The organism is Streptomyces dangxiongensis (assembly GCF_003675325.1).
Lineage (GTDB): Bacteria > Actinomycetota > Actinomycetes > Streptomycetales > Streptomycetaceae > Streptomyces > Streptomyces dangxiongensis.
In genome coordinates this window covers 4583724-4608226 of the sequence record NZ_CP033073.1, presented here as the reverse complement: position 1 = coordinate 4608226, position 24503 = coordinate 4583724, and the positions used below count along the sequence as shown (strand labels likewise).

Genomic DNA, 24503 nt, shown 5'->3' with positions numbered 1-24503 from the left:
GGCTCAGTCGCCGAAGGCCATGATCAGCTTTTCCTTCGAGGCGTCGTTGCCGGACAGCCGGCCCGAGGAGACGAAGAGCCGCCCGCCGGAGAAGTCGACGACACCGTCGTAGAAGGAGTTCTCGGCGTCGGCGCCGCCCTGCGGGTTCCGCAGCAGCCCTGGTCGTCGTGTGGGAGGAGCCGGTGACCGGGAACGAGACCACCTGGCCGCCCGCGTCGTACGACGGCCGCACGTACGCGACGAGTTTGCCGTCCTCGATCTTCACGGGGGTCATCGGCTGGTTCGCCGGGGACTTGACCCGCCACTTCGCCTTGCCGTCGGAGAGGCTGATCGCGACGACCTCGTTGGCGCTCATGGTGGAGTCGGTGGGCAGGTAGAGCGTGTCGGCGTCGGCCACCACACCCTGGCAGCCCTGGAGTTCGCGTTCGAGGATCGCCCAGCCGCAGCGGGGGGCGAACTTCTCGTCCACCTTGACCTCCGAACGGAACGCGCCGTCCTTGGTGAAGGTGGAGATGTTCCAGGCCTTCTTCTCCCGGTTGGTCAGGTAGACCACGAGCGGGTCGACGGAGTACGCCCGGGAGACCTCCCAGCCCTTCTTGACCGGCCGGGTCCAGCGGACCTTGCCGGTGGCCGGATCCAGTTCCTGGATCTCCTCGTGCTCGTTGCCGGTGCCCACACCGCAGGAGGCCACCTGGATCAGCCGCCCGGTGCCGCCCGCGAACGCGGCCGGGAAGCAGGCCTCGCCGTACCTCTTCTTGTCGTACAGCTTCTTGCCGCTGTCGATGTCGTACGCCGTGCCCGACTGGGAGCGGCCGACCATCAGCGTCCTGCCGCTGATGCTCAGTTCGACGGTGAGCGCGCTGTCGAACAGCCCGCCGTCGGCGACCTCGCCGCTCCAGCCCTTCTCGCCCGTCGCGAGGTCGATCTGCTGGAGCTGGTTGCACTTGGCGCGGTCGCTGCCGCCGCTCATGTACGCCACGACGACCTTGTCGTCGGCCGACTTCTGCGGAGTGACCGCGCATATCTTCTGCGGGAAGGCGATCGGCCCCCAGGCGGTCTTCCCGTCCTGCGTGCCGAAGGCGAAGACCTGCTTGTACGCCGCCTTCACCACCGTGTCGCCGCTGATCCACAGGCCGGGCGCGTCGGCACCCGACGCCGGGGCGTCCGGCGCCGGCTTGTACCAGAGCACCCGGCCGTCGCCGGTCTGCCGGCCCTCGTTGAGGTGCTCGGGGTCGTCACCGCCCGCGGCCGCGGTCGGTGTGCCGGAGGCGGACGGCTTCGGGGCGTCGCTGCCCTGGGCCACGGGCTTCTTCTGCCCCTCGTCACCGTCGCCCGAGGTGACCGCGTACACGGTGCCGCCGATGACGAGCAGCGCCGCGACCGCCGCGCCGATGACGAGCGCCGTCTTCTTCCGGGAGCCCGGCTTGCCGGGGCCGCCGGGGAAGGGGCTGCCGGGCGCGGTGCCGGGCGCGCCGGGGTACGGCGGCTGCTGCGGGTGGCCGTAACCGGGCTGCGGACCGGCGTACGGGCCCGGCTGCTGCGGGGGTTGCGGGTAGCCGTAGGGGCCCGGGGCGCCGGCGTACGGGCCCGGCTGCTGGGGGTAGCCGTAACCCGGCTGGGGCTGCGGCGGGGGCCCGGCGGGCGGCGGAGGAGCACCGAACCCGCCCTGGGCGGACGGCACTTGCGGTGCACCGAACCCACCCTGCGCGGGCGGAGTCTGCGGGACACCGGGCGCGCCCTGCGCGGGCGGAGTCTGGGGAGCACCGGAACCGCCCTGCGCGGGCGGGGCGTCGGGGGTGCCGGGACCGTTCTGGGTCGGTGGAGTCTGCGGAGGGCCGAAACCGCCGGGCTGCGGCGGCTGGTCCTGCGGTGCTCCGAACCCGCCCTGCGGCGGCTGGTCGGGCGGCTGAGTCATCAGCGCTCTTCCCCCTCGTTCACTGATTTTCAGCCACGCCCTGAGGTTCGTGACGGACCCAAGGTCGTACTGAGTCGGTTCTCGGACGGCTCTTTCTATCACCCGGCACCGACAGCGCACGGGCCCGCGCCCCCCGCTGTTCCCAAGGGAGGACCGGCCCGTGACGCCCCCGTTATGCGCCTTCACGCCCCCTTCACGCAGGGCGGCGCGCCGGCGTCGTACGCGACTGGTGCGCTGCCGGTACGCGGCTGGATCCCGCCGTACGTGCGCGCTGCGCGTTGTGCTCGCGTCGTGCCGCGCGCTACGCGTCCTCCGCCAGTTCCAGCCAGCGCAGCTCCAGTTCGTCGCGCTCCCCGGCGAGGTCCCGCAGCCGGGTGTCGAGTTCGGCCACCTTCGCGAAGTCGGTGGCATTGTCGGCGATCTGGGCGTGCAGCGTGGACTCCTTCTCGGAGATCTTGTCCAACTGGCGCTCGATCTTCTGGAGTTCCTTCTTCGCGACGCGCTGGTCGGCGGCGCTCCGCTCCGTGGTGGCCGGCTTGGAGGCCGCGGTGGCGGTCTGCGCGGCGACCGTCTCCTCCATGCGCCGGCGCCGCTCCAGGTACTCGTCGATGCCGCGCGGCAGCATCCGCAGGGCGCCGTCGCCGAGGAGGGCGAACACGCGGTCCGTGGTGCGCTCCACGAAGAACCGGTCGTGGGAGATGACGATCATCGAGCCGGGCCAGCCGTCGAGGACGTCCTCCAGTTGGGTGAGGGTCTCGATGTCGAGGTCGTTGGTGGGCTCGTCCAGGAAGAGGACGTTGGGCTCGTCCATGAGAAGCCGCAGCAACTGGAGCCGCCGGCGCTCACCGCCGGAGAGGTCCCCCACCGGGGTCCACTGCTTCTCCTTGTTGAAGCCGAACGTCTCGCACAACTGCCCGGCGGTCATCTCGCGCCCCTTGCCGAGGTCGACGCGCTCGCGGACCTGCTGTACGGCTTCCAGCACCCGCAGGGCGGGGTCGAGTTCGCCGACCTCCTGGGAGAGGTAGGCGAGCTTGACGGTCCGGCCGACGGCGATACGGCCGCCCGCAGGCTGGGCCTCGCCCTCCGTACGGGCCGCCGCCGCCATCGCGCGCAGCAGGGAGGTCTTGCCGGCGCCGTTGACGCCCACGAGGCCGATCCGGTCGCCCGGGCCGAGCTGCCAGGTGACGTGCTGCAGCAGCACCTTGGGTCCGGCCTGCACGGTGATGTCCTCGAGGTCGAAGACGGTCCTGCCGAGCCGGGAGGAGGCGAACTTCATCAGTTCGCTGCTGTCCCGGGGCGGCGGCACGTCCGCGATCAGCTCGTTGGCGGCCTCGACGCGGAAGCGGGGCTTGGACGTCCGCGCGGGCGCGCCGCGCCGCAGCCAGGCCAGCTCCTTGCGCACGAGGTTCTGCCGCTTGGTCTCCTCCGTCGCGGCGATCCGCTCGCGCTCCGCGCGCGCGAAGACGTAGTCGGAGTAGCCGCCCTCGTACTCGTACACGTCACCGCGCTGCACGTCCCACATGCGGGTGCAGACCTGGTCCAGGAACCACCGGTCGTGGGTCACGCAGACCAGCGCCGAGCGCCGGTTGCGCAGGTGCTCGGCGAGCCAGGCGATGCCCTCGACGTCGAGGTGGTTGGTGGGCTCGTCGAGGACGACCAGGTCCTGCTCCTCGATGAGCAGCTTGGCGAGCGCGATCCGGCGCCGCTCGCCGCCGGACAGCGGCCCGATCACGGTGTCGAGGCCCTTGGGGAACCCGGGCAGGTCGAGGCCGCCGAACAGCCCGGTCAGCACGTCCCTGACCTTGGAGTTGCCGGCCCACTCGTGGTCGGCCATGTCGCCGATGACCTCGTGGCGGACGGTGGCGGCGGGGTCGAGGGAGTCGTGCTGGGTGAGCACGCCCAGGCGCAGCCCGCCGGAGTGCGTGACCCGCCCGGTGTCGGCGTCCTCCAGCTTGGCGAGCATCCGGATGAGGGTGGTCTTGCCGTCGCCGTTGCGTCCGACGACCCCGATCCGGTCCCCCTCCGACACACCGAGCGAGACGCCGTCCAGCAGGGCACGGGTGCCGTACACCTTGCTGACGTTCTCGACATTGACCAGGTTGACGGCCATTTCACTCCTGTGCGCGGGGGTCGGTCAGCCTTCTAGCGTAGGCCTTCGGGGGGTGGATGCGGGGTGCGAGGGGACGGACCTCAGGACCTCTGTCGTTCGAGCCTTCTGTCCTTCGAGCCTTCTGTCCTTCGAGCCTTCTGTCAGAGGACGGTCGCCCCCGGCACCGGTCCCGCCGCCGTCCGTACCGACCGGCACGCTCCCGAGGTGCGCAGCGCCGCCGCGATCCGCTCCGCCGACTCGGTGTCGCGTGCCAGGAACGCGGTCGTCGGCCCGGAACCCGAGACGAGCGCGGTGAGCGCGCCCGCCGCGCGGCCCGCGTCCAGGGTGTCGGCCAGTTCGGGGAACAGGGACAGGGCCGCGGGCTGGAGGTCGTTGGACACGGCCGCCGCCAACGCCTCCGGGTCGCCCTTGGCGAGCGCCTCCAGGAGGTCCGGGGAGGCGACCGGTGCGGGGATGTCCCGCCCCTGCGCCAGCCGGTCGAACTCCCGGAAGACCGCCGGCGTGGACAGGCCCCGCCCGGCCATCGCGAACACCCAGTGGAACGTGCCGCCGACCTCCAGGGCGGTGAGCCGCTCACCGCGCCCGACGCCGAGGGCGGCGCCTCCGACCAGGCTGAACGGTACGTCGCTGCCCAGTTCGGCGCAGAGGTCGAGCAGTTCGGCGCGGGAGGCGCCCGTGCCCCACAGGGCGTCGCAGGCGAGCAGCGCGCCCGCGCCGTCCGCGCTGCCGCCCGCCATGCCGCCGGCCACCGGGATGTCCTTGGCGATGTGGAGGTGCACGGCGGGTTCGATGCCCCGGCGCCCGGCGAGGGCGAGGGCCGCGCGCGCGGCGAGGTTGGTGCGGTCCAGCGGCACCTGGGCGGCGTCGGGGCCGGCGCAGGTGACGCGCAGTTCGTCGGCCGGGGTGACGGTGACCTCGTCGTACAGGCCGACGGCGAGGAAGACGTTGGCGAGGTCGTGGAACCCGTCGGGGCGGGCGGCGCCCACCGCGAGCTGGACGTTGACCTTGGCGGGGACGCGGACCGTGACGCTCACTGCTGACCGGGCTCCTTGGAGGACGAAGGCTGTACGGGGCGGTGCGGGCTTTACGGGGCTGGGCGGTGCGGGCTTTACGGCGGTGCCGGCGCCGCTCCCTCTCGCCGAGGGTGCCGGCGGTGCGGGGGTTACCGGCGGTGCCTTAGGGGCGGGGCGCCGCCGGCTTCGCGTGCCGCGGGCGCTACCCGCCCTGCCGGGGGGCGTCGTCCCCGGCGTCGCGGTGCTCGGCGATGCGGGCGAACTCCTCGACGGTCAGGGCCTCCCCGCGGGCCTGCGGCGACACGCCGGCCGCGACCAGGGCCGCCTCGGCCGCCGCCGCGGACCCGGCCCAGCCGGCGAGCGCCGCCCGCAGCGTCTTGCGGCGCTGGGCGAAGGCCGCGTCGATCACCCGGAAGACCTGGTCCTTGGCGGCGGTCGTCCGGACCGGATCGGTCCGCCGGACGAGGGAGACCAGCCCGCTGTCGACGTTCGGCGCGGGCCAGAACACGTTGCGTCCGATGGCCCCGGCCCGCTTCACCTCGGCGTACCAGTTGGCCTTCACGGACGGCACGCCGTACACCTTGTTGCCCGGCGCGGCGGCGAGCCGGTCGGCGACCTCCGACTGCACCATCACCAGCGTCCGCTCGATGGTCGGGAAGGTGTCGAGCATGTGCAGCAGCACGGGGACGGCGACGTTGTACGGCAGGTTCGCCACCAGGGCCGTCGGCGGGGGGCCGGGCAGCTCGGTGACGTGCATCGCGTCGGAGTGGACCAGCGCGAACCGGTCGGCCCGCTCCGGCATGCGCGCGGCGATGGTCCCGGGCAGCGCGGCGGCCAGGACGTCGTCGATCTCGACGGCGGTGACCCGGTCCGCGACCTCCAGCAGGGCGAGGGTGAGGGAGCCGAGCCCGGGGCCGACCTCGACGACCACGTCGTCGGGGCGGACGCCGGCGGTGCGGACGATCCGGCGGACCGTGTTGGCGTCGATCACGAAGTTCTGGCCGCGCTGCTTGGTGGGACGGACACCGAGTGCTGCGGCGAGTTCACGGATGTCGGCCGGGCCGAGGAGGGCGTCGGGGAGGGGGCTGCTCACGGGACAAGGGTACGGGGGTGGCACCGCCCCTCTCACCAGGCGTCCGCGCCCACCCGTGCCGCCCGGCCCGCGGGCGCCCCGGGCCGTCTACGTGTGCAGGCGTGCCCCGCAGTGCGGCCAGGGGGTCGCGCCGCGGCTCATGTACAGCTTCTTCGCGCGGTACGTCTGCTCCTCCGCCGGTGCGTCCTGGGGGCGTCCGCTGCCGCCGAGGCTGCGCCAGGTGCGCGCGTCGAACTGGTACAGGCCGCCGTACGTCCCCGAGGCATCCACCGCGTGCGGCCGGCCGCCGGACTCGCAGGCCGCGAGGCCGCGCCAGTTCAGGTGGTCGGCGCCGTCCACGGAGGCGGGCCGCGGTCTGGTGCCCACCCGCACCACCTGCCGGCGCGGCTCGCGCACCAGCTCGGTCCGCTCCCGGCGCGGTTTCTCCCGGACCCCGTTGACGGTGCGCAGCACGTAGGTGGTCCGGCGCAGTCCGGGCTGTCCGGGCCGGGCGATGACCTCGGTGCCGCGGAACAGGGTGGGGTCCTGGACGCGCCGGACCCCGAACGGGACCTGCTCGTCGCGGACCTCCCGGACGCCGCTGATCCGCAGCACGGTCACCGTCTGCCCGTCGCGCGGGAAGCTGTGCGGGGGGACGGAGACGGTGTCCTGGCCGCGCAGGGTGATCCCGGCCTCCTCGACCGCCTCGCGGACGGTGGCCGCGTTGGTGCGGACGGTCCGGGTCCGGCCGTCCGCGAGGACGGTGACGGCGCGCTCGGTGCGCACGTCGAGCGCGAGCCCGGCGCGTCCGATGGGCCGGGAGCGGGAGGCCGACAGGTAGGCGCCCTCGGCGCGCACCCCCAGCTCGTCAAGCGCGCCCTCCACCGTGTGCGCCGTCGTCCACACCTCGCGCGGCCGGCCGTCCAGGGTGAGCCGGACGGGGCGGCCGTACCGCACCGCGACCGCGTCGCCGCTGTGCAGCGCCGCGCCGGGAACGGGCGCGATCATGTCGTGCGCTCCCGCCCGTACGCCCTCCTCGGCGAGCAGGTCGCCCACGTCGTCGGCGAAGGTGTGCAGGATGCGCTGCCGGCCGTCGACGCTCAGGTCGACGGCTTTGTCCTCGGCGACGAAGGCGGTGGTGCCGCCGGCGAGGAAGGCCACGACCAGTGCCTGCGGCAGCAGGCGGCGCATGGCGGAGTCCGGGCGCTCGGTGTAGCGGGCCCTGCGCCGGCGCGAGGCCCGCCCGTCCGTTCCGGCGTGCGCGCCCGGCTCGTACGCGGGCGCCGCCGTCAGCGTAGGCGTGGGAACGGGCGCGGGCGCCCGGGTGAGCGCGAGCGTGGGGGCTGCCGAGGGCGCGAGTGTGGGTGCCACCGGGAGCGGGGCCGTCCGCGCCTCGTACGCGGGCCGGTAGGTGTCGTCGTACGCGTGCACCGGGACCGGGACCCCGTGCACCGGGACCCCGTACGTCACGGTCTCCGCGTCGTGCAGAGCGGGCCACGCGCCGTCGGGCGCACCGGGTGGCGCGCCGTGGGGGCCGTACGCCTCTTGGGTCTCGTACTGCGATGTGCTCACGCCGACACGCTCCAGAGGGCCACAGGGGTCCGGATCGGGCCCCCAGAACCTAGCGGAGCGTCGGTCACTCTCCAAAGCGGCGCGACTACGGAGTGTCGCGGCCGACGGGTGGTTCAGTACCCGAAGGCGCGGGCGGTGTTCGCGTTCAGGGCCGTCGCCAGCGTGTCCTCGCCGGTGCCGCGCACGGCGGCCATGGCGCGGACCGTGACCGGGACGAGGTACGGGGCGTTGGGCCGTCCGCGGTACGGCGCCGGGGTCAGGAAGGGCGCGTCGGTCTCCACGAGGACCAGCTCCAGCGGGGCGGCGGCGAGCGCGTCCCGCAGGTTCTGGGCGTTCTTGAAGGTGACGTTCCCGGCGAAGGACATGTAGTAGCCCTCGCGGGCGCAGATCCCGGCCATCTCGGCGTCGCCGGAGTAGCAGTGGAAGACGGTGCGCTCGGGGGCGCCCTCCTCCTTCAGGATGCGCAGGACGTCGTCGTGGGCGTCGCGGTCGTGGATGACGAGCGCTTTGCCGTGCCGCTTGGCGATCTCGATGTGGGCGCGGAAGGACCGCTCCTGTGCGGCCTTGCCGCCGGGTCCGGTGCGGAAGTGGTCGAGCCCGGTCTCGCCGACGCCCTTCACCTGGGGCAGCCCGGCCAGCCGGTCGATCTCGGCGAGGGCCTCGTCCAGCGCCGCGTCGCCGCCCGGTGTGCGGGCGCCCTGCCGGGACCAGCCGTCGGGGTCGCCGTGGACGATGCGCGGTGCCTCGTTGGGGTGGAGGGCGACGGCGGCGTGGACGGCGTCGAACGCCGCCGCGGTCTGTGCGGCCCACTGCGAGCCCTTGATGTCGCAGCCGACCTGGACGACCGTCGTGACGCCCACCGACGCGGCCTTCGCCAGAGCCTGCTCGACGGTGCCGGACTGCATGTCGAGATGGGTGTGCGAGTCGGCGACGGGCACCTGGAGGGGTGCCGGGAGCGGTGGTGCCGCGTTGCGGTCGTCCGTGGAGCCGCGGCCGGTGTTCGAAGGCATGCCCCGATCCTACGAAAGGGGCGGGCCGGTGCTCCGGTCAGCTCGCCCTGCGCTGGAACGGGTGCAGGAGGTCGGACAGGTGCCAGTGGTGCGGCGGCCCGGCCGGCGCGCCCTGCCCGGGCACCTGCGGCGCCTCGGCCGGACCGGCCTGCGGCACCTGGTGGTGCTGCCGCTCGGCCGCGCGGCGCACCGAGGAGACCTGGCCCGCGCGCATGATCCGCACGACGTGCCCGTCGCAGTTCTGGCAGGCCGGCCGGCTCAGCGGCGACGGCACGATCCGCCCGTCGGCCACGTACCGCACGAACTCCTCCCCCTGCGTGTCCGTGTGGTGCTCTATCTCGTACGACTGTTCCCAGCCGTGCCCGCAGCGCATGCAGGCGAACGAGTACGACTCGTGAACGACCGCCGTGGCCGTGCCGTGGAGACCGGTCCGCCCTGCGTTCTCACTCATGCCAGCTCCCTCGTGGACGGGTGCGTCCTTGCGACCAGTGGACTGCGCCACCGGCCTGAGCGCACGGGGGCTGTCGAGTGTTGGAGTCGATTTGGGCCGGGCTTGCCCAAGCACCGCGGATGAGGCGCGTGGGCTTTGCCTGGCTCGTCAGCCCTTTGCCGTCCTATGGGGCGTGAAGTGCACGGACCGGCTCATTCTCCGGCGCGCTTGGCGGCGACGACGGCGTCGAAGACCACGCGCTTGGGCAGCCCCGCCTCCGCCGCGACGGCCGCGATGGCCTCCTTGCGGCGCTCGCCCGCCTCCTCGCGGTCCCGCACCCGGCGGACCAGCTCCGCGGGGCCGACCTCCTCGGGTCCGGTGTCGGGGGCGCCCTCGACCACGACGGTGATCTCGCCGCGGACGCCCTCCGCGGCCCACCGCGCCAGCTCGTCCAGCGGGCCGCGCCGCACCTCCTCGTACGTCTTGGTCAGCTCGCGGCAGACGGCGGCCCGCCGGGCGGCGCCGAAGACCTCGGCCATGGCGGCGAGGGTGTCGTCGAGCCGGTGCGGGGCCTCGAAGTAGACGAGGGTCCGCCGTTCGTCCGCGACCTCGCGCAGCCGGGACAGCCGCTCACCGGCCTTGCGCGGCAGGAACCCCTCGAAGCAGAACCGGTCGACGGGCAGCCCGGACAGGGCGAGCGCGGTGAGCACGGCGGACGGGCCGGGTACGGCGGTGACCCGGATGTCCCGTTCGACGGCGGCGGCGACCAGCCGGTATCCGGGGTCGGACACCGACGGCATGCCGGCGTCGGTCACCAGCAGGACGCGGTCCCCGCCGAGCAGGTTCTCGACCAGCTCCGGCGTGCGGGCGGACTCGTTGCCCTCGAAGTAGGAGACCACGCGCCCCCTGGGCGTGACGCCCAGCGCCTGGGTGAGCCGGCGCAGCCGCCGGGTGTCCTCGGCGGCGACGACGTCGGCGCCGGCCAGTTCCGCGGCGAGCCGGGGCGGCGCGTCCGCGACGTCGCCGATGGGGGTACCTGCGAGGACAAGGGTTCCAGTCACGCCCCCATCCTCCCAGGAGTTCAGGGGCCGGTTCCGGGCGCCCGGCGGCCGGGGAGCGCGACCGTGTCCCGACCGGTACCTCGCTTGCACGGGACTCGCACAGCACGGTTCCCTACGATGGCGCGGTGACCAGTACCGCGTCCTCCATGGACCTCCGGCAGGGGCAGGCGCCGCACGACCGGCGGCCGTCGTGGCAGCAGCGGCTGCGCCGCTTCGGGTACGCGCCGTCCGCGGACGCGCCCACGGGCGACGTACGCGACCGGCTGGTGCCGCCGTACGCCGAGCCGAGTCCCCGGCTGTGGCGGGTGTTCGGCGTGCCGCCGGTCCTGGCCGAGCGGATCACCCGCTGGTCGGCCTGGGGCGGGCCGCTGCTGGTGACGCTGATGGCGGGCCTGATGCGGTTCTGGAAGCTGGGCCGGCCGGATGAGGTGATATTCGACGAGACGTACTACGCGAAGGACGCGTGGGCGATCGTCCACCGCGGTTTCGAGGTGAGCTGGGACAAGTACGGCAAGACCGCCAACGATCTGGTGCTGCACCAGCACGACCGGATCGGCATCCCGACGGATCCGTCGTACGTCGTGCATCCGCCGGTCGGCAAGTACGTCATCGGGCTGGGCGAGCTGATGTTCGGGTTCGACCCGTTCGGCTGGCGGTTCATGACGGCGGTGCTGGGGACGCTGAGCGTGCTGCTGCTGTGCCGGATCGGGCGCCGGATGTTCCGCTCGACGTTCCTCGGCTGCCTCGCGGGCGCGCTGATGGCGGTGGACGGACTGCACTTCGTGATGAGCCGCACCTCGCTGCTCGACGGGGTGCTGATGTTCTTCGTGGTGGCCGCGTTCGGCTGCCTGGTCGTCGACCGGGACCGGGCCCGGGAGCGGCTGGCCGCCGCGCTGCCCGTGGACCCGGACGGCCGGGTCCGCCCGGACGCGCACGTCGCCGACACGTTCCGCTTCGGTCTGCGGCCCTGGCGCTGGGCGGCCGGGCTGATGCTGGGCCTGGCCGTCGGCACGAAGTGGAACGGCCTGTACGTGCTGGCCGCGTTCTGTGTGATGACGGTCCTGTGGGACGTCGGCACCCGCAGGGTGGCGGGCGCCCGCCGCCCGTACGCCGCCGTCCTCAAGTACGACACCGGCCTCGCGTTCGCGGCGACGGTCCCGGTGGCCCTCGTCGTCTACGTGGCGTCCTGGACGGGCTGGATCCTGTCCGCGACCGACGGCACCGGCGGCTACTACCGCAACTGGGCGGACACCGAGGGCAAGGGCGGCACGTGGTCCTTCCTGCCGGACTGGCTGCGCAGCCTGTGGCACTACGAGCACGAGGTGTACGAGTTCCACCTGCACCTGTCGCAGCCGCACACGTACCAGTCCAACCCGTGGAGCTGGATCGTGCTGGGCCGCCCGGTGTCGTACTTCTACGAGTCCCCCTCCCCCGGCGCCGACGGCTGCCCCGTGGACGCGGGCCAGAAGTGCGCCCGCGAGGTCCTCGCGCTCGGCACGCCGCTGCTGTGGTGGGCGGCCTGCTTCGCGCTCGTCTACGTCCTGTGGCGGTGGGCGTTCCGCCGGGACTGGCGGGCCGGCGCCATCGCCTGCGGCATCGCGGCGGGCTACCTCCCCTGGTTCCTGTACCAGGAGCGGACGATCTTCCTCTTCTACGCGGTCGTCTTCCTGCCGTTCCTGTGCCTGGCGCTGGCCATGATGACCGGCGCGGTGATCGGCCCACCGGGCTCCAGCGACACCCGCCGCGTGATCGGCGCGTCGGCGGCGGGCGTACTGGTCCTGCTGATCGCCTGGAACTTCATCTACTTCTGGCCCCTGTACACCGGCACGGCGATCCCCCTCGACTCCTGGCGGTCCCGGATGTGGCTGGACACCTGGGTCTGAGTCACGGTTTCGACACGATCCGTCGCGGCGGCTTCCCCACCGCATAGAGTGCCTGCGGCAACCTGTTTTGAACGCGTTCAGGAAACCGGGCGTGACAGGGTCCGACGGGGACACGGGGAGGGGCGCGCGATGCGCAGGGGAGTCAGGGCCGGGGTGACAGGCGTCGTGTGCGCGGTGCTGGTGGGCGGTGCCGGTTACGGGGCCTACAACCTGCTGAGCGCCCTGGACGGCGACGCGGGCGGCGGCGGTGGCACGGCGGTCAGCACCGGGCCGCCCGGCGCCGGCGAGGTCAGGGAGACATCGGCTCGGTTCTTCGCCGCCTGGGAGAAGGGCGACGCGGCGACCGCCGCCTCGTACACGAACTTTCCGGAGGCCGCCCGGCAGTTGCTGACGGCCTACCGCGGTGACGCGCACATCACCAAGGTGCGCGTCACCCCCGGCACGGCCGCCGGCAGGTCCGTGCCGTTCACGGTCACGGCGGCCGTGTCGTACGACGGCACGTCGCGACCGCTCGCCTACCGCAGCAGGCTGACCGTCGTCCGCGGGGAGACCTCGCACCGCCCGCTGGTCGACTGGCAGCCGTCCGTGGTGCATCCGCGGCTGCGCAAGGGGGACACGCTCGTGACCGGCGAGGCGGCGGCCCCGCCGATCGAGGCCGTGGACCGCGACGACGGCGTGCTGACGAAGCAGAAGTACCCGTCCCTCAGCCCCGTGCTGGACGAGTTGCGCAAGCGGTACGGCGACAGGGCGGGCGGCCGGGCCGGCGTGGAGCTGGCCATCCGTCACGCGAGCGCCGACGGTGAGGGCCGGGCGGACACGCCGCTGCTCACCCTCGTCAAGGGCAGGCCGGGCAGGCTCCGTACGACGTTCAGCGCGAAGGCGCAGACGGCGGCCGAGACGGCCGTGGGGAAGTACCCGGACGCCTCCGTCGTGGCCGTCCGGGCGAGCACCGGCGAGATCCTGGCCGTCGCCGACCACCGCAACGACGGTTTCGACGCGGCCCTGCTCGGTGAACGCGCGCCCGGCTCCACGATGAAGATCATCAGTGCGGCGGCCCTCATCGACAACGGCCGGACCACCGCGAACGGCCCGGCACCCTGCCCGCCGTCCGCCGTCTCGATGAGCCAGACCTTCCACAACCTCAAGGACCTGGCGCCGGACCACCACGCGACCCTGTCCGACAGCTTCGCCCGTTCCTGCAACACGGCGTTCGTGAAGTTCGCGGACGAGGTGAAGCCCGACACCCTCACCCGGGAGGCCGAGGAGCGGTTCGGGCTCGGGCGGAACAACTGGCGGATAGGGGTGCCGTCCTTCGACGGCCGGGTACCCGCCGCCGGGGGCTCCGACAAGGCGGCCGGTCTGATCGGCCAGGGCCAGGTCCAGATGAGTCCGCTGAACATGGCGTCCGTGACGGCGACCGCGATGACCGGCGCCTTCCGGCAGCCGGTGCTCGTGCCGCTCTCCCTGGACGGCCGCACACCGGCACGCGCGCGCGGGCTGGCGCCGGGCACGGTCGCGCAACTGCGCGCCATGATGAACCGCACCGCGCGCAGCGGTACGGCGGCGGGTGTGATGGCCGGGCTGAACGGGAACGTGGGCGCGAAGACGGGGTCGGCGGAGGTCGACGGGGAGGCCAGGTCGGACAGTTGGTTCACCGGTTACCGTGACGACGTGGCCGCGGCGGCGATGGTCGAGGACGGTGGCCACGGCATCGACGCGGCCGGTCCGATTGTCGCAAGCGTGCTACGGAACGCCGGCTGATGTCACCCGTGAAAACGGGGACTCTAAGGTGAATGGCGTCGTCGGAGTGTGTGAGGGCTGCGGGCAGCCCGGGGAAGATGCGGAGGAACCGGGGCTGTGGGCAAGCGAAGGCGTGTCGCCGAGCGACGGAGGACCCGTCCGGCCGTACTCGGCGGGATGATCGCCGTGGTGGTCGGCGGCGCCGGGTTCGGTGTCTACGCGCTCTACGTCGGCGGGGCGGCGGCCGACGAGCGGCCCGCCGCCACGGCCGGCCACAAGCCCGTGCCGGCCGGCCCGCTCGCCGTCACCGAGGTCCGCACGGCCTCCACCCGCTTCCTCACCGCCTGGCAGCGGGGCAGGATCTCCGAGGCCGCCGCCGCCACCGACGACCCGTCCGCCGCCGGCAGGCTGCTCACCGGCTACGGCAAGGACGCCCACCTGACAGACGTCAGGCTCACCCCCGGCCCGGCGAAGGGCGCCACGGTGCCGTTCTCGGTCAGGGCGACGGTGGCCTACCGCCACGTCGCCAAGCCGCTGTCCTACGGCAGTTCGCTCACCGTCGTGCGCCGGGCGGGCGACGGCAGGCCGCTGGTCGACTGGCACGCCTCCGTGGTCCACCCGGACCTGAAGGACGGCGACACGCTCGTCACCGGCGCGTCCGGCACCCCGCCCGTCAAGGCGCTCGACCGCGACGGCGCCGAGATGACGGCCGCCCGGTTCCCGTCGCTGGGCACGGTGCTGGACGGGCTGCGGGAGAAGTACGGCAAGACGGCGGGCGGCACCGCGGGCGTCGAGCTGCGCGTGGTGCGCGGCAAGGCGTCCAGGGCGGCCAAGCTGTCCGACAAGACGCTGGCGGAGCTGACCGAGGGCACGCCGGGCACGGTACGCACGACACTCAGCCCGACGCTCCAGACGGTGGCCGAGCGGCAGGTGGCCCGGCGCGCGCGTGCCTCAGTGGTCGTCCTGCGCCCCTCGACCGGTGAGATCCTCGCGGTCGCCAACAGCGGCCACGGCTTCAACACCGCCTTCCAGGGCTCCCTCGCACCCGGCTCCACGATGAAGATCATCACTTCGTCGCTGCTGATCGACAAGGGCCTGGCGGCCACGGACCGGACGCACCCCTGCCCGAAGACGGTCACCTACGGCGGCTGGAAGTTCCACAACGACGACGACTTCCAGATCAAGGGCGGCACGTTCAAGGCGAGCTTCGCCCGCTCCTGCAACACCGCCTTCGTCAGCCAGGCGAAGAAGCTGAGGAACGACGACCTGACCCGGCAGGCCCAGCAGGTCTTCGGCCTGTCCATGAACAACTGGGCGATCGGCGTACCCACCTTCGACGGCTCGGTGCCGGTGCAGTCGGCGGCCCAGATGGCGGCCTCGCTGATCGGGCAGGGCGGGGTGCGCATGAACCCGCTGAACATGGCCTCGGTCGCCGCCACGGTCAGGTCGGGCACCTTCCACCAGCCCTACCTGGTGTCCCCGGCCGTGGACCACCGCACGCTGGCCAAGGCGTCCCGCCGGCTGCCGGCCGGGACGCTGTCCCAGTTGCGCGAGCTGATGCGGTACACGGCCGCCTCCGGTACGGCCGCTGAGGCCATGTCGGGGCTCGGCCCGGACTACGGCGCGAAGACCGGCTCCGCGGAGGTCGACGGGCAGAAGAAGCCCAACGGCTGGTTCACCGCCTACCGGGGCGACCTCGCCGCCGCGGGCGTGGTCCAGGCTGGCGGCCACGGCGGCGACACGGCGGGCCCGATCGTGGCGACGCTGCTGCGGACGGGCGGCTGAGCCGGCCGGTCGGATCCGTACGGCCTCGGCCGGTCAGATCCGTACGGGCTCGGCGGTGTAGGTCCGGCGCAGGAACCGGACCAGGGCCTTGGACTCGAACTGCACCACCTCGACACCGTGGTCGGTGTGGAACTCGACGACGGCCTGGACGCGTCCGCAGGGCCAGACCCGGACGTCGCCGCTCTCGGCCGGCGTCCGCAGCCCCTGCTCGAGGAGGGCGCGGGAGAAGGTCCACTCGTGCGGTCCGGGAAGGCCGACGCGGACGGAGCGGGGATCGCTGTCGGGGTCGTAGCGCAGCATGACGGGCACGGCCCCCGGGTCCTCCTCGTCCGTGACGATATGGGCGCGTGCGTACTGTTCGACCACCGACATCGGACCGCCCTCTCACGCATCGTGACGTATGCGAAAGCCGTGCATCCGCGTGCATCCGCTTTCTATCCAGAGTCGCACACTCGTCCGCGTCCCGCCCCGGCGAGAAACGAGACCGGGTCTCTCTTGCAAAGCATTCGCAACAAGGGCCTAAAATCGTACGGTGCACGTACCTGACGGATTCATCGACGCCCCCACCTCCGCGGTCACCGCCGTGGTCGCCGCCGGCGCCCTCGCGGTCAGCCTGCGCGGCGCACGCCGCGAACTCGACGAGCGGACGGCGCCGCTCGCGGGTCTCGTGGCGGCGTTCATCTTCGCCGTACAGATGCTCAACTTCCCCGTCGCCGGCGGCACCAGCGGTCATCTGCTCGGCGGGGCCCTCGCCGCGATACTCGTCGGCCCGTACACCGCCGTGCTGTGTGTGTCGGTGGTGCTGCTCATGCAGGGCGTGCTGTTCGCCGACGGCGGCCTGACCGCGCTCGGCGTGAACATCACCGACATGGCGATCGTCACCACCGTCGTGTCGTACGCCGTCTTCCGCGGCCTGCTCGCCGTGCTGCCCCGCAAGCGGCGCTCGGTGACCGTCGCCTCCTTCGTCGCCGCGCTGGTGTCCGTACCGGCCGCCGCCGTCGCCTTCACCCTGATCTACGCGGTCGGCGGCACCACCGACGTCTCCCCCGCCAAGGTCGCCACCGCCATGATCGGCGTCCATGTCCTGATCGGCATCGGTGAGGCGGTCATCACCGCGCTCACCGTCGGCGCCGTCATCGCCGTACGGCCCGACCTGGTGCACGGCGCGCGCGGCCTGCACCAGCGGCTCCGGCTGCGCGTGGACGGCGTGCTGGTGGACGCGCCGGCGCCCGCGGCACCCGCGGCGGCGCGCACCTCGCGGCGCACGCTGTGGGTGACCGGCCTCGTCACCTCCCTCGTCCTCGCCGGCTTCGTCAGCTTCTACGCCTCCGCCAGCCCCGACGGCCTGGAGAAGGTCGCGCACGACAAGGGGATCGACAAGAAGGCGAGGAAGCACACCGCGTCCGGCTCGCCGCTCGCCGACTACGGCGTCAAGGACGTCAGGGACGCCCGGCTGTCCGGCGGCCTCGCGGGCGTCATCGGCGTCGGCGTCACGGTCGTCGCGGGCAGCACGGTGTTCTGGGCGGTGCGCAGGCGGCGCACCGACGACGTCTCCCCCGCGAACACGGTCGTCTGACGTGGGTGCCGGACACGCGCACAAGCTCTACCGGCACGGGCACTCGCCCGTGCACGCCCTGCCGCCGCACACCAAGCTCGCCGCCACCTTCCTGTTCGTGGTGGTCGTGGTGTCGACCCCGCGCGAGGCGATGTGGGCGTTCGCCGGGTACGCCGTGCTGCTCGCCGCCGTCGCACACCACGCCCGCGTGCCCGCCCGTTTCCTGCTCGGACGGCTGCTGATCGAGGTGCCCTTCGTCGCGTTCGCGGTGCTCATGCCGTTCGTCGCGGAGGGCGAACGGGTGCACGTGCTGGGACTCTCGCTCAGCGTGAACGGACTGTGGGGCGCCTGGAACGTGCTCGCCAAGGGCACCCTCGGCGTCGCCGCCTCCGTGCTGCTCGCCGCCACCACCGAACTGCGCGAACTGCTGCTCGGGCTCCAGCGGCTGAGGCTGCCGCCGCTGCTCGTGCAGATCGCGTCCTTCATGATCCGCTACGGCGACGTCATCACCGACGAGATGCGCCGGATGCGGATCGCCCGTGAGTCGCGCGGCTTCGAGGCGAGGGGCGTGCGGCACTGGGGCGTGCTCGCCAAGTCCGCCGGCGCGCTGTTCATCCGCTCCTACGAGCGCGGGGAGCGCGTCCACCTGGCCATGGTGAGCCGGGGATACGCCGGCGCGATGCCGGTCATCGACGAGGTGACCGCGTCCCGCGCACAGTGGCGGCACGCCCTCACCCTCCCCTGCGCCGCCCTCGTCGTCTGTCTGCTGGGATGGGTACTGTGACTGCTTCTCTGGAGGTCTCCGGCCTCGCCTTCGCCTACCCGGACGGGCACCAGGCCCTGTTCGGCGTGGACTTCGCCCTCGCCCGCGGTGAACGGGTCGCGCTCCTCGGCCCGAACGGCGCCGGCAAGACCACGCTGGTGCTGCACCTCAACGGCATCCTCGGCGGCGGCACCGGCACGGTGACCGTGGCCGGGCTGCCCGTCGGCAAGCGGCACATGGCCGCGATCCGGCAGAAGGTCGGCATCGTCTTCCAGGACCCCGACGACCAGCTCTTCATGCCGACCGTGCGGGAGGACGTGGCGTTCGGGCCGGCCGCCGCCGGGGTGAAGGGGGCCGCGCTGGAGGAGCGGGTGCGCGCCGCGCTGGAACAGGTCGGCATGCAGGACTTCGCCGGCCGGCCCCCGCACCACCTGTCCTTCGGCCAGCGCCGCCGTGTCGCGGTGGCCACCGTGCTCGCCATGGAACCGGAGATCCTGGTCCTGGACGAGCCGTCCTCCAACCTCGACCCGGCCTCCCGCCGCGAACTCGCCGACATCCTGCGCGCCCTCGACGTCACGGTGCTGATGGTCACCCACGACCTGCCGTACGCGCTGGAGCTGTGCCCGCGCTCCCTGATCCTCAGCGACGGCGTGATCGTGGCGGACGGCCCGACCGGCGAGCTGCTCTCCGACGACACGCTGATGCGGGCGCACCGGCTTGAACTGCCGTTCGGTTTCGACCCGAGGTCCGTGACGACGGGCGCGTGACACCGGGCTGAGAGACACCTCACGCTCCAGCCCTGGGTCACCGAGGAATCGCAGGTCCGCAGCCGGTGTTGCACCCGCTGTCGCAGGCGATCGAAGGGACGGCGGGCGTGGACGTGCACGGCACTGTGGCCGAGGGCTTCGAGCCGGTCAGGGAGGCGTTCGCGGCGAACTTCGCGCAGCTCGGCGAGCGCGGCGCGGCCGTCACCGTCTACCGCGACGGACACCGGGCCGTCCACCTGTGGGCCGGCACCAGGGACATCGACGTGCCGGACGCCCCGGCCGGTGCGGCGCCGTGGGAGTCCGGGACCGCGCAGATCGTCCGCTCCGCCACCAAAGGCGTCGCCGCCGCCGCGCTGCTGCTCCTGCACCAGCGCGGCGAACTGGACCTGGACGCCCCGGTCGGCACGTACTGGCCGGAGTACAAGGCGGCCGGCAAGGAACACACGCGCGTCCGGCACCTGCTCGCGCACCGCGCGGGCGTGCCCGTGCTGGACCGCCCGCTGACCCCCGCCGAAGCCGCCGACCCCGGCGTCGGCGCCGCGGCCGTCGCCGCCCAGGCCCCGGTGTGGGAGCCGGGCACGGACCACGGCTACCACGCCCAGACCTATAGCTGGCTCGCCGGCGAACTGCTGCGCCGGGTCACCGGCCGCCCCGTGGGCGAGTGGATCGCCGACGAGATCGCCGGGCCCGTCGGCGCGGAGCTGTGGCTCGGCCTGCCGGAATCGGAGCACGCGCGCGTGGGCCGCGTCGGCCCGCTGGACGCGCCCGCGACCGCCGGCGGCCTCAGGACGCGTCCCAAGCGGGCGGTGGCCGAGGCCTACGCCGACCCCGGCTCCCTGACCCGCCGCGCGTTCGCCGCGATCACCCCGCTGCCCGACGAGAACGATCCCGCCTACCGCGCCGCCGCCCTGCCGGCCTCCAACGGCATCGCCACCGCCGACGGGCTGGCCCGGTTCTACGCCTCGCTGATCGGCGAGGTGGACGGCGGCACCCGCCTGTTCACGCCCGGGACGACGGAACTGGCCCGCACCGAGCAGTCGGCCGGAGCGGACCGGGTCCTGGTGGTGAACACCCGCTTCGGCCTCGGCTACATGCTGCACGGCGCCGCGTCCCCGCTGCTCTCCCCCGGCTCCTTCGGCCACCCGGGCCGGGGCGGCGCCCTCGCGTTCGCCGACCCGGACACCGGCATCGCCTTCGGCTACGTCACCAACGGCTTCCGCAAGAGCGTGACGGCGGACCCGAGGGCGCAGGCGCTGGTGAGGGCCGTACGCACGGCGCTGACCTGGTCCGCGGGGCCTGTCACACGTTGATCGGGTGCGAGATCCGCCCGGAGTCCTCGTCGATCTCCCCGTGCGCCTTGGCCAGCAACCGCATGGCCAGTTCGTTGAGCGCCCGGGCCCCGGCGACCTCCTCGCCGACCCGGGGCTGGTTGGCGTCCACGCGGTGCCGGCTGGCGCGGCCGTGCCCCCGTACCTCGCTGCCGTCGGGCAGGCGCACCATGGCCGCCGCGCGTGTGTGCTGATCGTCCTCCAGGAACTCCAGCTCGACGTGCCATCCCACAACGGTGTGCATCATGACGACCACCTCCGAGAACCACTCCTCCCAGGGTGCGCCACAGCACCCCGCCCCGTCATGTCGGCAGCGTCGTCAGGAAGCGCGCCCATGCGGAGGGCGTGATCTTCAACTGGGCGGTGCGGGGGGTCTTGGAGTCGCGGATGTGGACGGCGGTGGGGGTGGTGGCCACTTCGACGCAGTCGCCGGGTTCGTTGCTGCTGCTGTAGCTGCTCTTGAACCATTGGAGTTCCGGCGTGCTCATAGTCTCCCCAGCGCTTGCTCGATGAAGGCTTGCGACTCCCGCGGCGGAAGAGCCTGCGCCCGGATCATCCCATAGCGCGATTCGAGGATCCGTAGATCCCTGGGGCTCTCGACCGGACGTCCGTTGAAGGCGCCTTCGGATCGGCCGATCGCGGTGCCGTCGGAGAACTTCAGTACCTCGACGAGCCCGTGCATACCGGCATGCTCTTCCCTTTCGGTAGGCATGATCTGGAGCGATACCCTGCGCAACCGGCTGACCGCCAGCAGGTGTTCGAGCTGTCGGCGCAGCACCGCCTTCCCACCGATCGGCCGCTCCAGCGTGACCTGCTCCTGGATGAAGCTGAGCGAAGGGGCCGGTTCCCGGTCGAAGACGGACTGGCGTCCCACACGTCCGGCGATCTCCCGCTCGATGACGTCCTCGGACAGCGGTGGATGCCGTACCTCGTACAGCGCTCTCATGTACTCCGGCGTCTGCAGGAGACCGTGGATGTTGTGGGTGCTGTACAGCAGCATCTCCACCGCGCGGCCTTCCATGTGGGCCAGTTCCCGCACCTTCTTGGGATACCGCGCCTTGCGCATGTCCTCCGCGAACGCCCGCAGGTGTCCCTGCGCCCGCAGCACCTGGTCCGCCCGGTCCAGGAACTCCGGCCGGGGGATCCGCGTGCCGTTCTCCATCTTGCGGATCATGTCCTCGCCGTACCCCGTGACCTCGCCCAGGTCCGCGACCCGCATCCCCGCCGACTCCCGGCACACCTTCAGCAGGCGCCCCACCGCCTGCACCACGGGTTCGATCTCGTCCCCCGGTTCGACGTCCCAACCGGCTTCGTCCACATCCTCGTTCACGTCCCACGCACCTCCAGTCGCAGCCGTACCCGTACAACGCGAGGGGCAGCCGGGACAGCACGGGACAGAGGCGGGACAAGAGAGAGCCGGTGAGGGTGCGGCCCCGTCCCCACGGGCACCCTCACCGGCCGTTGGGCCGCGGTACGTCAGGCGCGTACCAGCTCCTTCTCCGCGTCGGGGTCGGCGGCGGTGCGCAGCCCCTCGCCCTCGACGTCGACGTTGGGCAGGGCGCGGTCCAGCCACTTCGGCAGCCACCAGGCCCGCCGGCCGAGGAGGGCCAGGACCGCCGGGACGATGGCCATGCGGACGATGAACGCGTCGAAGAAGACGGCGATCGCGAGTCCGAAGCCGATCATCTTGATCATCGACTCACTGGAGCCGATGAAGCCGGAGAAGACGGCGATCATGATGACGGCGGCGGCGGTCACGACGCGCGCGCCGTGCCGGAAGCCCGTCACCACGGCCTGGCCGGGGTTCTCGCCGTGGACGTAGGCCTCCCGCATGCGGGTCACGAGGAACACCTCGTAGTCCATCGCGAGGCCGAAGACGACACCCACCATGAAGATCGGCATCATCGACATGACCGGGCCGGTCTGCTCGACGTTCATCAGGCCGGACAGCCAGCCCCACTGGAAGACGGCGACGACGGCGCCGAGGGCGGCGAGCACCGACAGCAGGAAGCCGAGGGCCGCCTTAAGCGGGACCAGGACCGAGCGGAACACCACGATCAGCAGCAGGAAGGCCAGGCCGACGACCAGGGCGAGGTACGGCAGCAGGGCGTCGTTCAGCTTCTGGGAGACGTCGATGTTCATCGCGGTCGAACCGGTGACGAGGACCGTGGAGTCGGTGTCCCGCGCGATGTCCGTGCCCTTGTCCCGGATGGCGTGCACCAGGTCCTCGGTCGTCGCGGAGGACGGCTCGGACTTGGGTACGACCGTGATGGTCGCGGTGTCGCCCGCTTTGTTGGGCGCCGCCGGCGTGACCGTGACGACGTCCTTCAGGCCCTTGATCTCGTCGCCGACCTCGGTGAAGGCGGCCTTGGGGTCGGCGCTGCCCTTGGCGTCGACGACGACCATCAGGGGGCCGTTGAAGCCGGGGCCGAAGCCTTCGGAGAGCAGGTCGTAGGCGCGGCGCTGGGTGGTGGAGGTGGGCTGGGAGCCGTCGTCGGGCAGGCCCAGCTCCAGGGAGGCGGCGGGGAGCGCCGCCGCGCCGAGGCCGACCACGCCGAGCAGGAGGACGGCGACCGGCCGGCGGACGACGAAGCGGGCCCAGCGGGTGCCCATGTTGGGGCGGCCGGGGTTCTTCGGGGCCCTGCCGCCGCCGAGCAGCCTGCTCTTCTCACCGGTCGGCTTCACCCTGCGGCCGGCGTAGCCGAGCAGCGCGGGGATCAGCGTGAGGGCGATCAGGACGGCGATGGCGACGGTGCCCGCCGCGGCGACGCCCATCTTCGTCAGCATCGGGATGTTGACGACGGACAGGCCGACCAGGGCGATGAGGACGGTCAGGCCGGCGAAGACCACCGCGGAGCCCGCGGTGCCGACGGCGCGGCCGACGGCCTCCTCGCGTTCGCGGCCCTCGGCGAGTTCGGCACGGTAGCGGGAGACGATGAACAGGGCGTAGTCGATGCCGACGGCGAGGCCGATCATCGAGGCCAGGGTGGAGGTGGTGGAGCCCAGGTCCAGGGCGGAGGCGAGCGCGGTGATCGTGGAGACGCCGATGCCGACGCCGATGACCGCGGTCAGCAGGGGCAGTCCGGCGGCGAGCAGGGAGCCGAAGGTGATGACGAGGACGACGGCGGCGATCGCGATGCCGATGACCTCGCTGGAGCCGGTCTCGGGCGTCGCGTTCAGCGCGTCGCCGCCGACCTCGACGGTCAGCCCGGCGTCCCGCGCGTGCTGGGCGGCGGGCCTTCAGGGCGTCCCGGGAGGAGTCCTCAAGTTCCATGCCGGAGACCTTGTACTTCACCGAGGCGTAGGCGACGGTGCCGTCCTTGCTGACGGCGTGGCCGCGCGGTAGGGGTCGGCGACGGAGGCGACCTCGGAGCCGCTTCCCAGCTCCTTGACGGTCTTCTCGACGGCCGCCTTGTTGCCGGCGTCCGTCATCTTCCCGCCGTGGTCGGCCTTGAAGACGACCCGGGCGGTGGCACCGTCGGCACTCATGCCGGGGAAGCGCTGTTCCAGCAGGTCGAAGGCCTTCTGGGCCTCGGTGCCGGGGATGGAGAAGGATGTGTTGCCGGCCGCCGGCGCGGAGGCGGCGCCCACCCCCGCGAGGGTGAGCAGGGCGACCCATATGAGGGCGACGAAGTGGCGTCGCCGGAAGGCGAGCCGGCCGAGTTTGTAGAGGAACGTGGCCACGGAGGCGTACTCCCGGTCAGGTCGTGGATTGAGCTGGGCAGGGGTGATCAGCCCGACGACGTGAGCGGTGACGTCAGGTGGAGGCTGGTCTCAGGCTGGTTCGAGGGGAGTGTCAGTCGGTCTGCACGCCGAGGGCGGGGAGGACCACGGCGTCGATGTACGAGGTGAGGAAGGCCCGGGTGGGCGGCTGGTCGTCCAGCAGGGCCCGGGTGGCGAAGCCGCCGACCATCATGTGCAGCAGGAACTCGATCGCCGGGCAGTCCGGGCGGACCTCGCCCCGGTCGACCGCGCGTTGCAGCACCTGCCGGAACCCGCCCATCTCGGGGTCGACCATCTGGTCGCGGAAGGCCACGCGCAGATCGTCGTTGTGGTGCATCGCCATGGCGACGCCCCGCATCAGCGCGGAGTTCCGCTCCATGGTGCAGTCGTCCTCCAGCGACACGATGGCGTGCAGGTCACCGCGGAGGGAACCGGTGTCGATGTCCTCCGTGCGGACCCGCTTGCTGTGCCGCAGCGCCTTGACGACCAGTTGGGCCTTGCCGCCCCACTGGCGGTAGAGCGTGGCCTTGCTGGAGCGGGTGCGGGCGGCGACGGCGTCCATGGTGAGGGCGTCGTAGCCGACCTCCCGGAGCAGGTCGAGCACGGCCTCGTACAGCTCGGCCTCGCGCTCGGGGGTGATCCGGCTGCGACGCGCCGTCGAGACGGCTTCGGTCATGCCTGTCACCTTCCCCGCTCCCGGAACTTTCCTCGTCGTACTTCCAAGAAGATACCCCGGGCATCTGCGAAACGAAACGGTTTCGTACGTGTGCTGGGTC

General features: G+C 72.6%; 19 protein-coding genes and 2 pseudogenes. 7 read left to right on the top strand and 14 right to left on the bottom strand.

The window, feature by feature from the left end:
- Window positions 1-3: 3 nt before the first annotated feature.
- The 8 genes and pseudogenes from D9753_RS20755 to rsmI form a co-directional block, all read right to left on the bottom strand.
- A pseudogene (locus D9753_RS20755) lies at window positions 4-1915 on the bottom strand (outer membrane protein assembly factor BamB family protein).
- Window positions 1916-2216: 301 nt separating this feature from the next.
- A complete protein-coding gene (locus tag D9753_RS20750) occupies window positions 2217-4025 on the bottom strand; it encodes an ABC-F family ATP-binding cassette domain-containing protein (protein ID WP_121788350.1) in 1809 nt (602 codons plus the stop codon).
- Window positions 4026-4165: 140 nt separating this feature from the next.
- Window positions 4166-5059: a 4-(cytidine 5'-diphospho)-2-C-methyl-D-erythritol kinase gene (locus D9753_RS20745; RefSeq protein ID WP_121788349.1), complete on the bottom strand. Its 894-nt coding sequence runs from the start codon at window positions 5057-5059 to the stop codon at window positions 4166-4168.
- Window positions 5060-5240: 181 nt separating this feature from the next.
- The gene (gene rsmA, locus D9753_RS20740; RefSeq protein WP_121788348.1) at window positions 5241-6131 is read right to left on the bottom strand and encodes a 16S rRNA (adenine(1518)-N(6)/adenine(1519)-N(6))-dimethyltransferase RsmA; all 891 of its coding nucleotides are present in this window, start codon (window positions 6129-6131) and stop codon (window positions 5241-5243) included.
- A gap of 87 nt (window positions 6132-6218) precedes the next feature.
- A complete protein-coding gene (locus D9753_RS20735; protein ID WP_121788347.1) occupies window positions 6219-7682 on the bottom strand; it encodes a resuscitation-promoting factor in 1464 nt (487 codons plus the stop codon).
- Window positions 7683-7795: 113 nt separating this feature from the next.
- Window positions 7796-8692, bottom strand: a complete 897-nt coding sequence (locus tag D9753_RS20730) for a TatD family hydrolase (protein ID WP_121788346.1) — start codon at window positions 8690-8692, stop codon at window positions 7796-7798.
- 37 nt (window positions 8693-8729) lie between these two features.
- Window positions 8730-9143: a hypothetical protein gene (locus D9753_RS20725; RefSeq protein WP_121788345.1), complete on the bottom strand. Its 414-nt coding sequence runs from the start codon at window positions 9141-9143 to the stop codon at window positions 8730-8732.
- A 191-nt stretch (window positions 9144-9334) separates the two neighbouring features.
- A complete protein-coding gene (gene rsmI / locus D9753_RS20720; RefSeq protein WP_121788344.1) occupies window positions 9335-10183 on the bottom strand; it encodes a 16S rRNA (cytidine(1402)-2'-O)-methyltransferase in 849 nt (282 codons plus the stop codon).
- Window positions 10184-10308: 125 nt separating this feature from the next.
- On the opposite strand from rsmI, the gene D9753_RS20715 reads away from it, so the two are divergent.
- The 3 genes from D9753_RS20715 to D9753_RS20705 all read left to right on the top strand — a co-directional run bounded on the left by D9753_RS20715 (window position 10309) and on the right by D9753_RS20705 (window position 15591).
- Window positions 10309-12066 carry a dolichyl-phosphate-mannose--protein mannosyltransferase gene (locus tag D9753_RS20715; protein WP_163010747.1) on the top strand — a complete coding sequence of 586 codons (1758 nt, stop codon included), beginning with the start codon at window positions 10309-10311 and terminating at the stop codon, window positions 12064-12066.
- 129 nt (window positions 12067-12195) lie between these two features.
- On the top strand, window positions 12196-13827 hold the full coding sequence (locus tag D9753_RS20710) for a penicillin-binding transpeptidase domain-containing protein (RefSeq protein WP_121788343.1): 1632 nt from the start codon (window positions 12196-12198) through the stop codon (window positions 13825-13827).
- A gap of 96 nt (window positions 13828-13923) precedes the next feature.
- Window positions 13924-15591, top strand: coding sequence for a penicillin-binding transpeptidase domain-containing protein (locus D9753_RS20705; RefSeq protein ID WP_121788342.1), 1668 nt, complete (start codon window positions 13924-13926; stop codon window positions 15589-15591).
- Window positions 15592-15624: 33 nt separating this feature from the next.
- Here the strand turns inward: D9753_RS20705 and D9753_RS20700 are convergent, their stop codons facing one another.
- A complete protein-coding gene (locus D9753_RS20700) occupies window positions 15625-15963 on the bottom strand; it encodes an SsgA family sporulation/cell division regulator (RefSeq protein WP_121788341.1) in 339 nt (112 codons plus the stop codon).
- 160 nt (window positions 15964-16123) lie between these two features.
- Between D9753_RS20700 and D9753_RS20695 the strand changes: the two genes are divergently transcribed.
- The 4 genes from D9753_RS20695 (at window position 16124) to D9753_RS20680 (ending at window position 19986) form a co-directional block, all read left to right on the top strand.
- Complete coding sequence (locus D9753_RS20695; RefSeq protein ID WP_121788340.1) at window positions 16124-17167, top strand: energy-coupling factor ABC transporter permease; 1044 nt, start codon at window positions 16124-16126, stop codon at window positions 17165-17167.
- Window position 17168: 1 nt separating this feature from the next.
- Window positions 17169-17930, top strand: coding sequence for a cobalt ECF transporter T component CbiQ (cbiQ, locus tag D9753_RS20690; RefSeq protein WP_121788339.1), 762 nt, complete (start codon window positions 17169-17171; stop codon window positions 17928-17930).
- On the top strand, window positions 17918-18676 hold the full coding sequence (locus D9753_RS20685; protein ID WP_121788338.1) for an energy-coupling factor ABC transporter ATP-binding protein: 759 nt from the start codon (window positions 17918-17920) through the stop codon (window positions 18674-18676). The genes cbiQ and D9753_RS20685 overlap by 13 nt, the downstream gene beginning before the upstream one ends.
- A 107-nt stretch (window positions 18677-18783) precedes the next feature.
- Window positions 18784-19986, top strand: coding sequence for a serine hydrolase domain-containing protein (locus D9753_RS20680; protein WP_121791199.1), 1203 nt, complete (start codon window positions 18784-18786; stop codon window positions 19984-19986).
- Here D9753_RS20680 and D9753_RS20675 read toward each other — a convergent pair.
- The 5 genes and pseudogenes from D9753_RS20675 to D9753_RS20655 all read right to left on the bottom strand — a co-directional run bounded on the left by D9753_RS20675 (window position 19976) and on the right by D9753_RS20655 (window position 24403).
- Window positions 19976-20251, bottom strand: coding sequence for a DUF1876 domain-containing protein (locus D9753_RS20675; protein WP_121791198.1), 276 nt, complete (start codon window positions 20249-20251; stop codon window positions 19976-19978). The genes D9753_RS20680 and D9753_RS20675 overlap by 11 nt on opposite strands.
- Before the next feature lie 55 nt (window positions 20252-20306).
- Entirely contained in the window at window positions 20307-20492 is a 186-nt protein-coding gene (locus tag D9753_RS20670; RefSeq protein WP_121788337.1) for a DUF397 domain-containing protein, read from the bottom strand.
- Window positions 20489-21334, bottom strand: coding sequence for a helix-turn-helix domain-containing protein (locus tag D9753_RS20665; RefSeq protein ID WP_163010746.1), 846 nt, complete (start codon window positions 21332-21334; stop codon window positions 20489-20491). Before D9753_RS20665 ends, D9753_RS20670 begins: the two co-directional genes overlap by 4 nt.
- A 146-nt stretch (window positions 21335-21480) precedes the next feature.
- Window positions 21481-23595: pseudogene (locus D9753_RS39055) on the bottom strand (MMPL family transporter).
- A gap of 205 nt (window positions 23596-23800) precedes the next feature.
- Window positions 23801-24403: a TetR/AcrR family transcriptional regulator gene (locus D9753_RS20655; protein ID WP_121788336.1), complete on the bottom strand. Its 603-nt coding sequence runs from the start codon at window positions 24401-24403 to the stop codon at window positions 23801-23803.
- Window positions 24404-24503: the final 100 nt, after the last annotated feature.

What these genes read in the sequence shown, in the direction of transcription:
- D9753_RS20730 (WP_121788346.1), bottom strand. Translation starts at nt 8,692, where the DNA reads ATGCCTTCGAACACCGGCCGCGGCTCCACGGACGACCGCAACGCGGCA.
- D9753_RS20675 (WP_121791198.1), bottom strand. Translation starts at nt 20,251, where the DNA reads ATGATGCACACCGTTGTGGGATGGCACGTCGAGCTGGAGTTCCTGGAG.
- D9753_RS20655 (WP_121788336.1), bottom strand. Translation starts at nt 24,403, where the DNA reads ATGACCGAAGCCGTCTCGACGGCGCGTCGCAGCCGGATCACCCCCGAG.
- D9753_RS20710 (WP_121788343.1), top strand. Translation starts at nt 12,196, where the DNA reads ATGCGCAGGGGAGTCAGGGCCGGGGTGACAGGCGTCGTGTGCGCGGTG.
- D9753_RS20750 (WP_121788350.1), bottom strand. Translation starts at nt 4,025, where the DNA reads ATGGCCGTCAACCTGGTCAATGTCGAGAACGTCAGCAAGGTGTACGGC.
- D9753_RS20700 (WP_121788341.1), bottom strand. Translation starts at nt 15,963, where the DNA reads ATGTCGGTGGTCGAACAGTACGCACGCGCCCATATCGTCACGGACGAG.
- D9753_RS20725 (WP_121788345.1), bottom strand. Translation starts at nt 9,143, where the DNA reads ATGAGTGAGAACGCAGGGCGGACCGGTCTCCACGGCACGGCCACGGCG.
- D9753_RS20670 (WP_121788337.1), bottom strand. Translation starts at nt 20,492, where the DNA reads ATGAGCACGCCGGAACTCCAATGGTTCAAGAGCAGCTACAGCAGCAGC.
- D9753_RS20685 (WP_121788338.1), top strand. Translation starts at nt 17,918, where the DNA reads ATGGGTACTGTGACTGCTTCTCTGGAGGTCTCCGGCCTCGCCTTCGCC.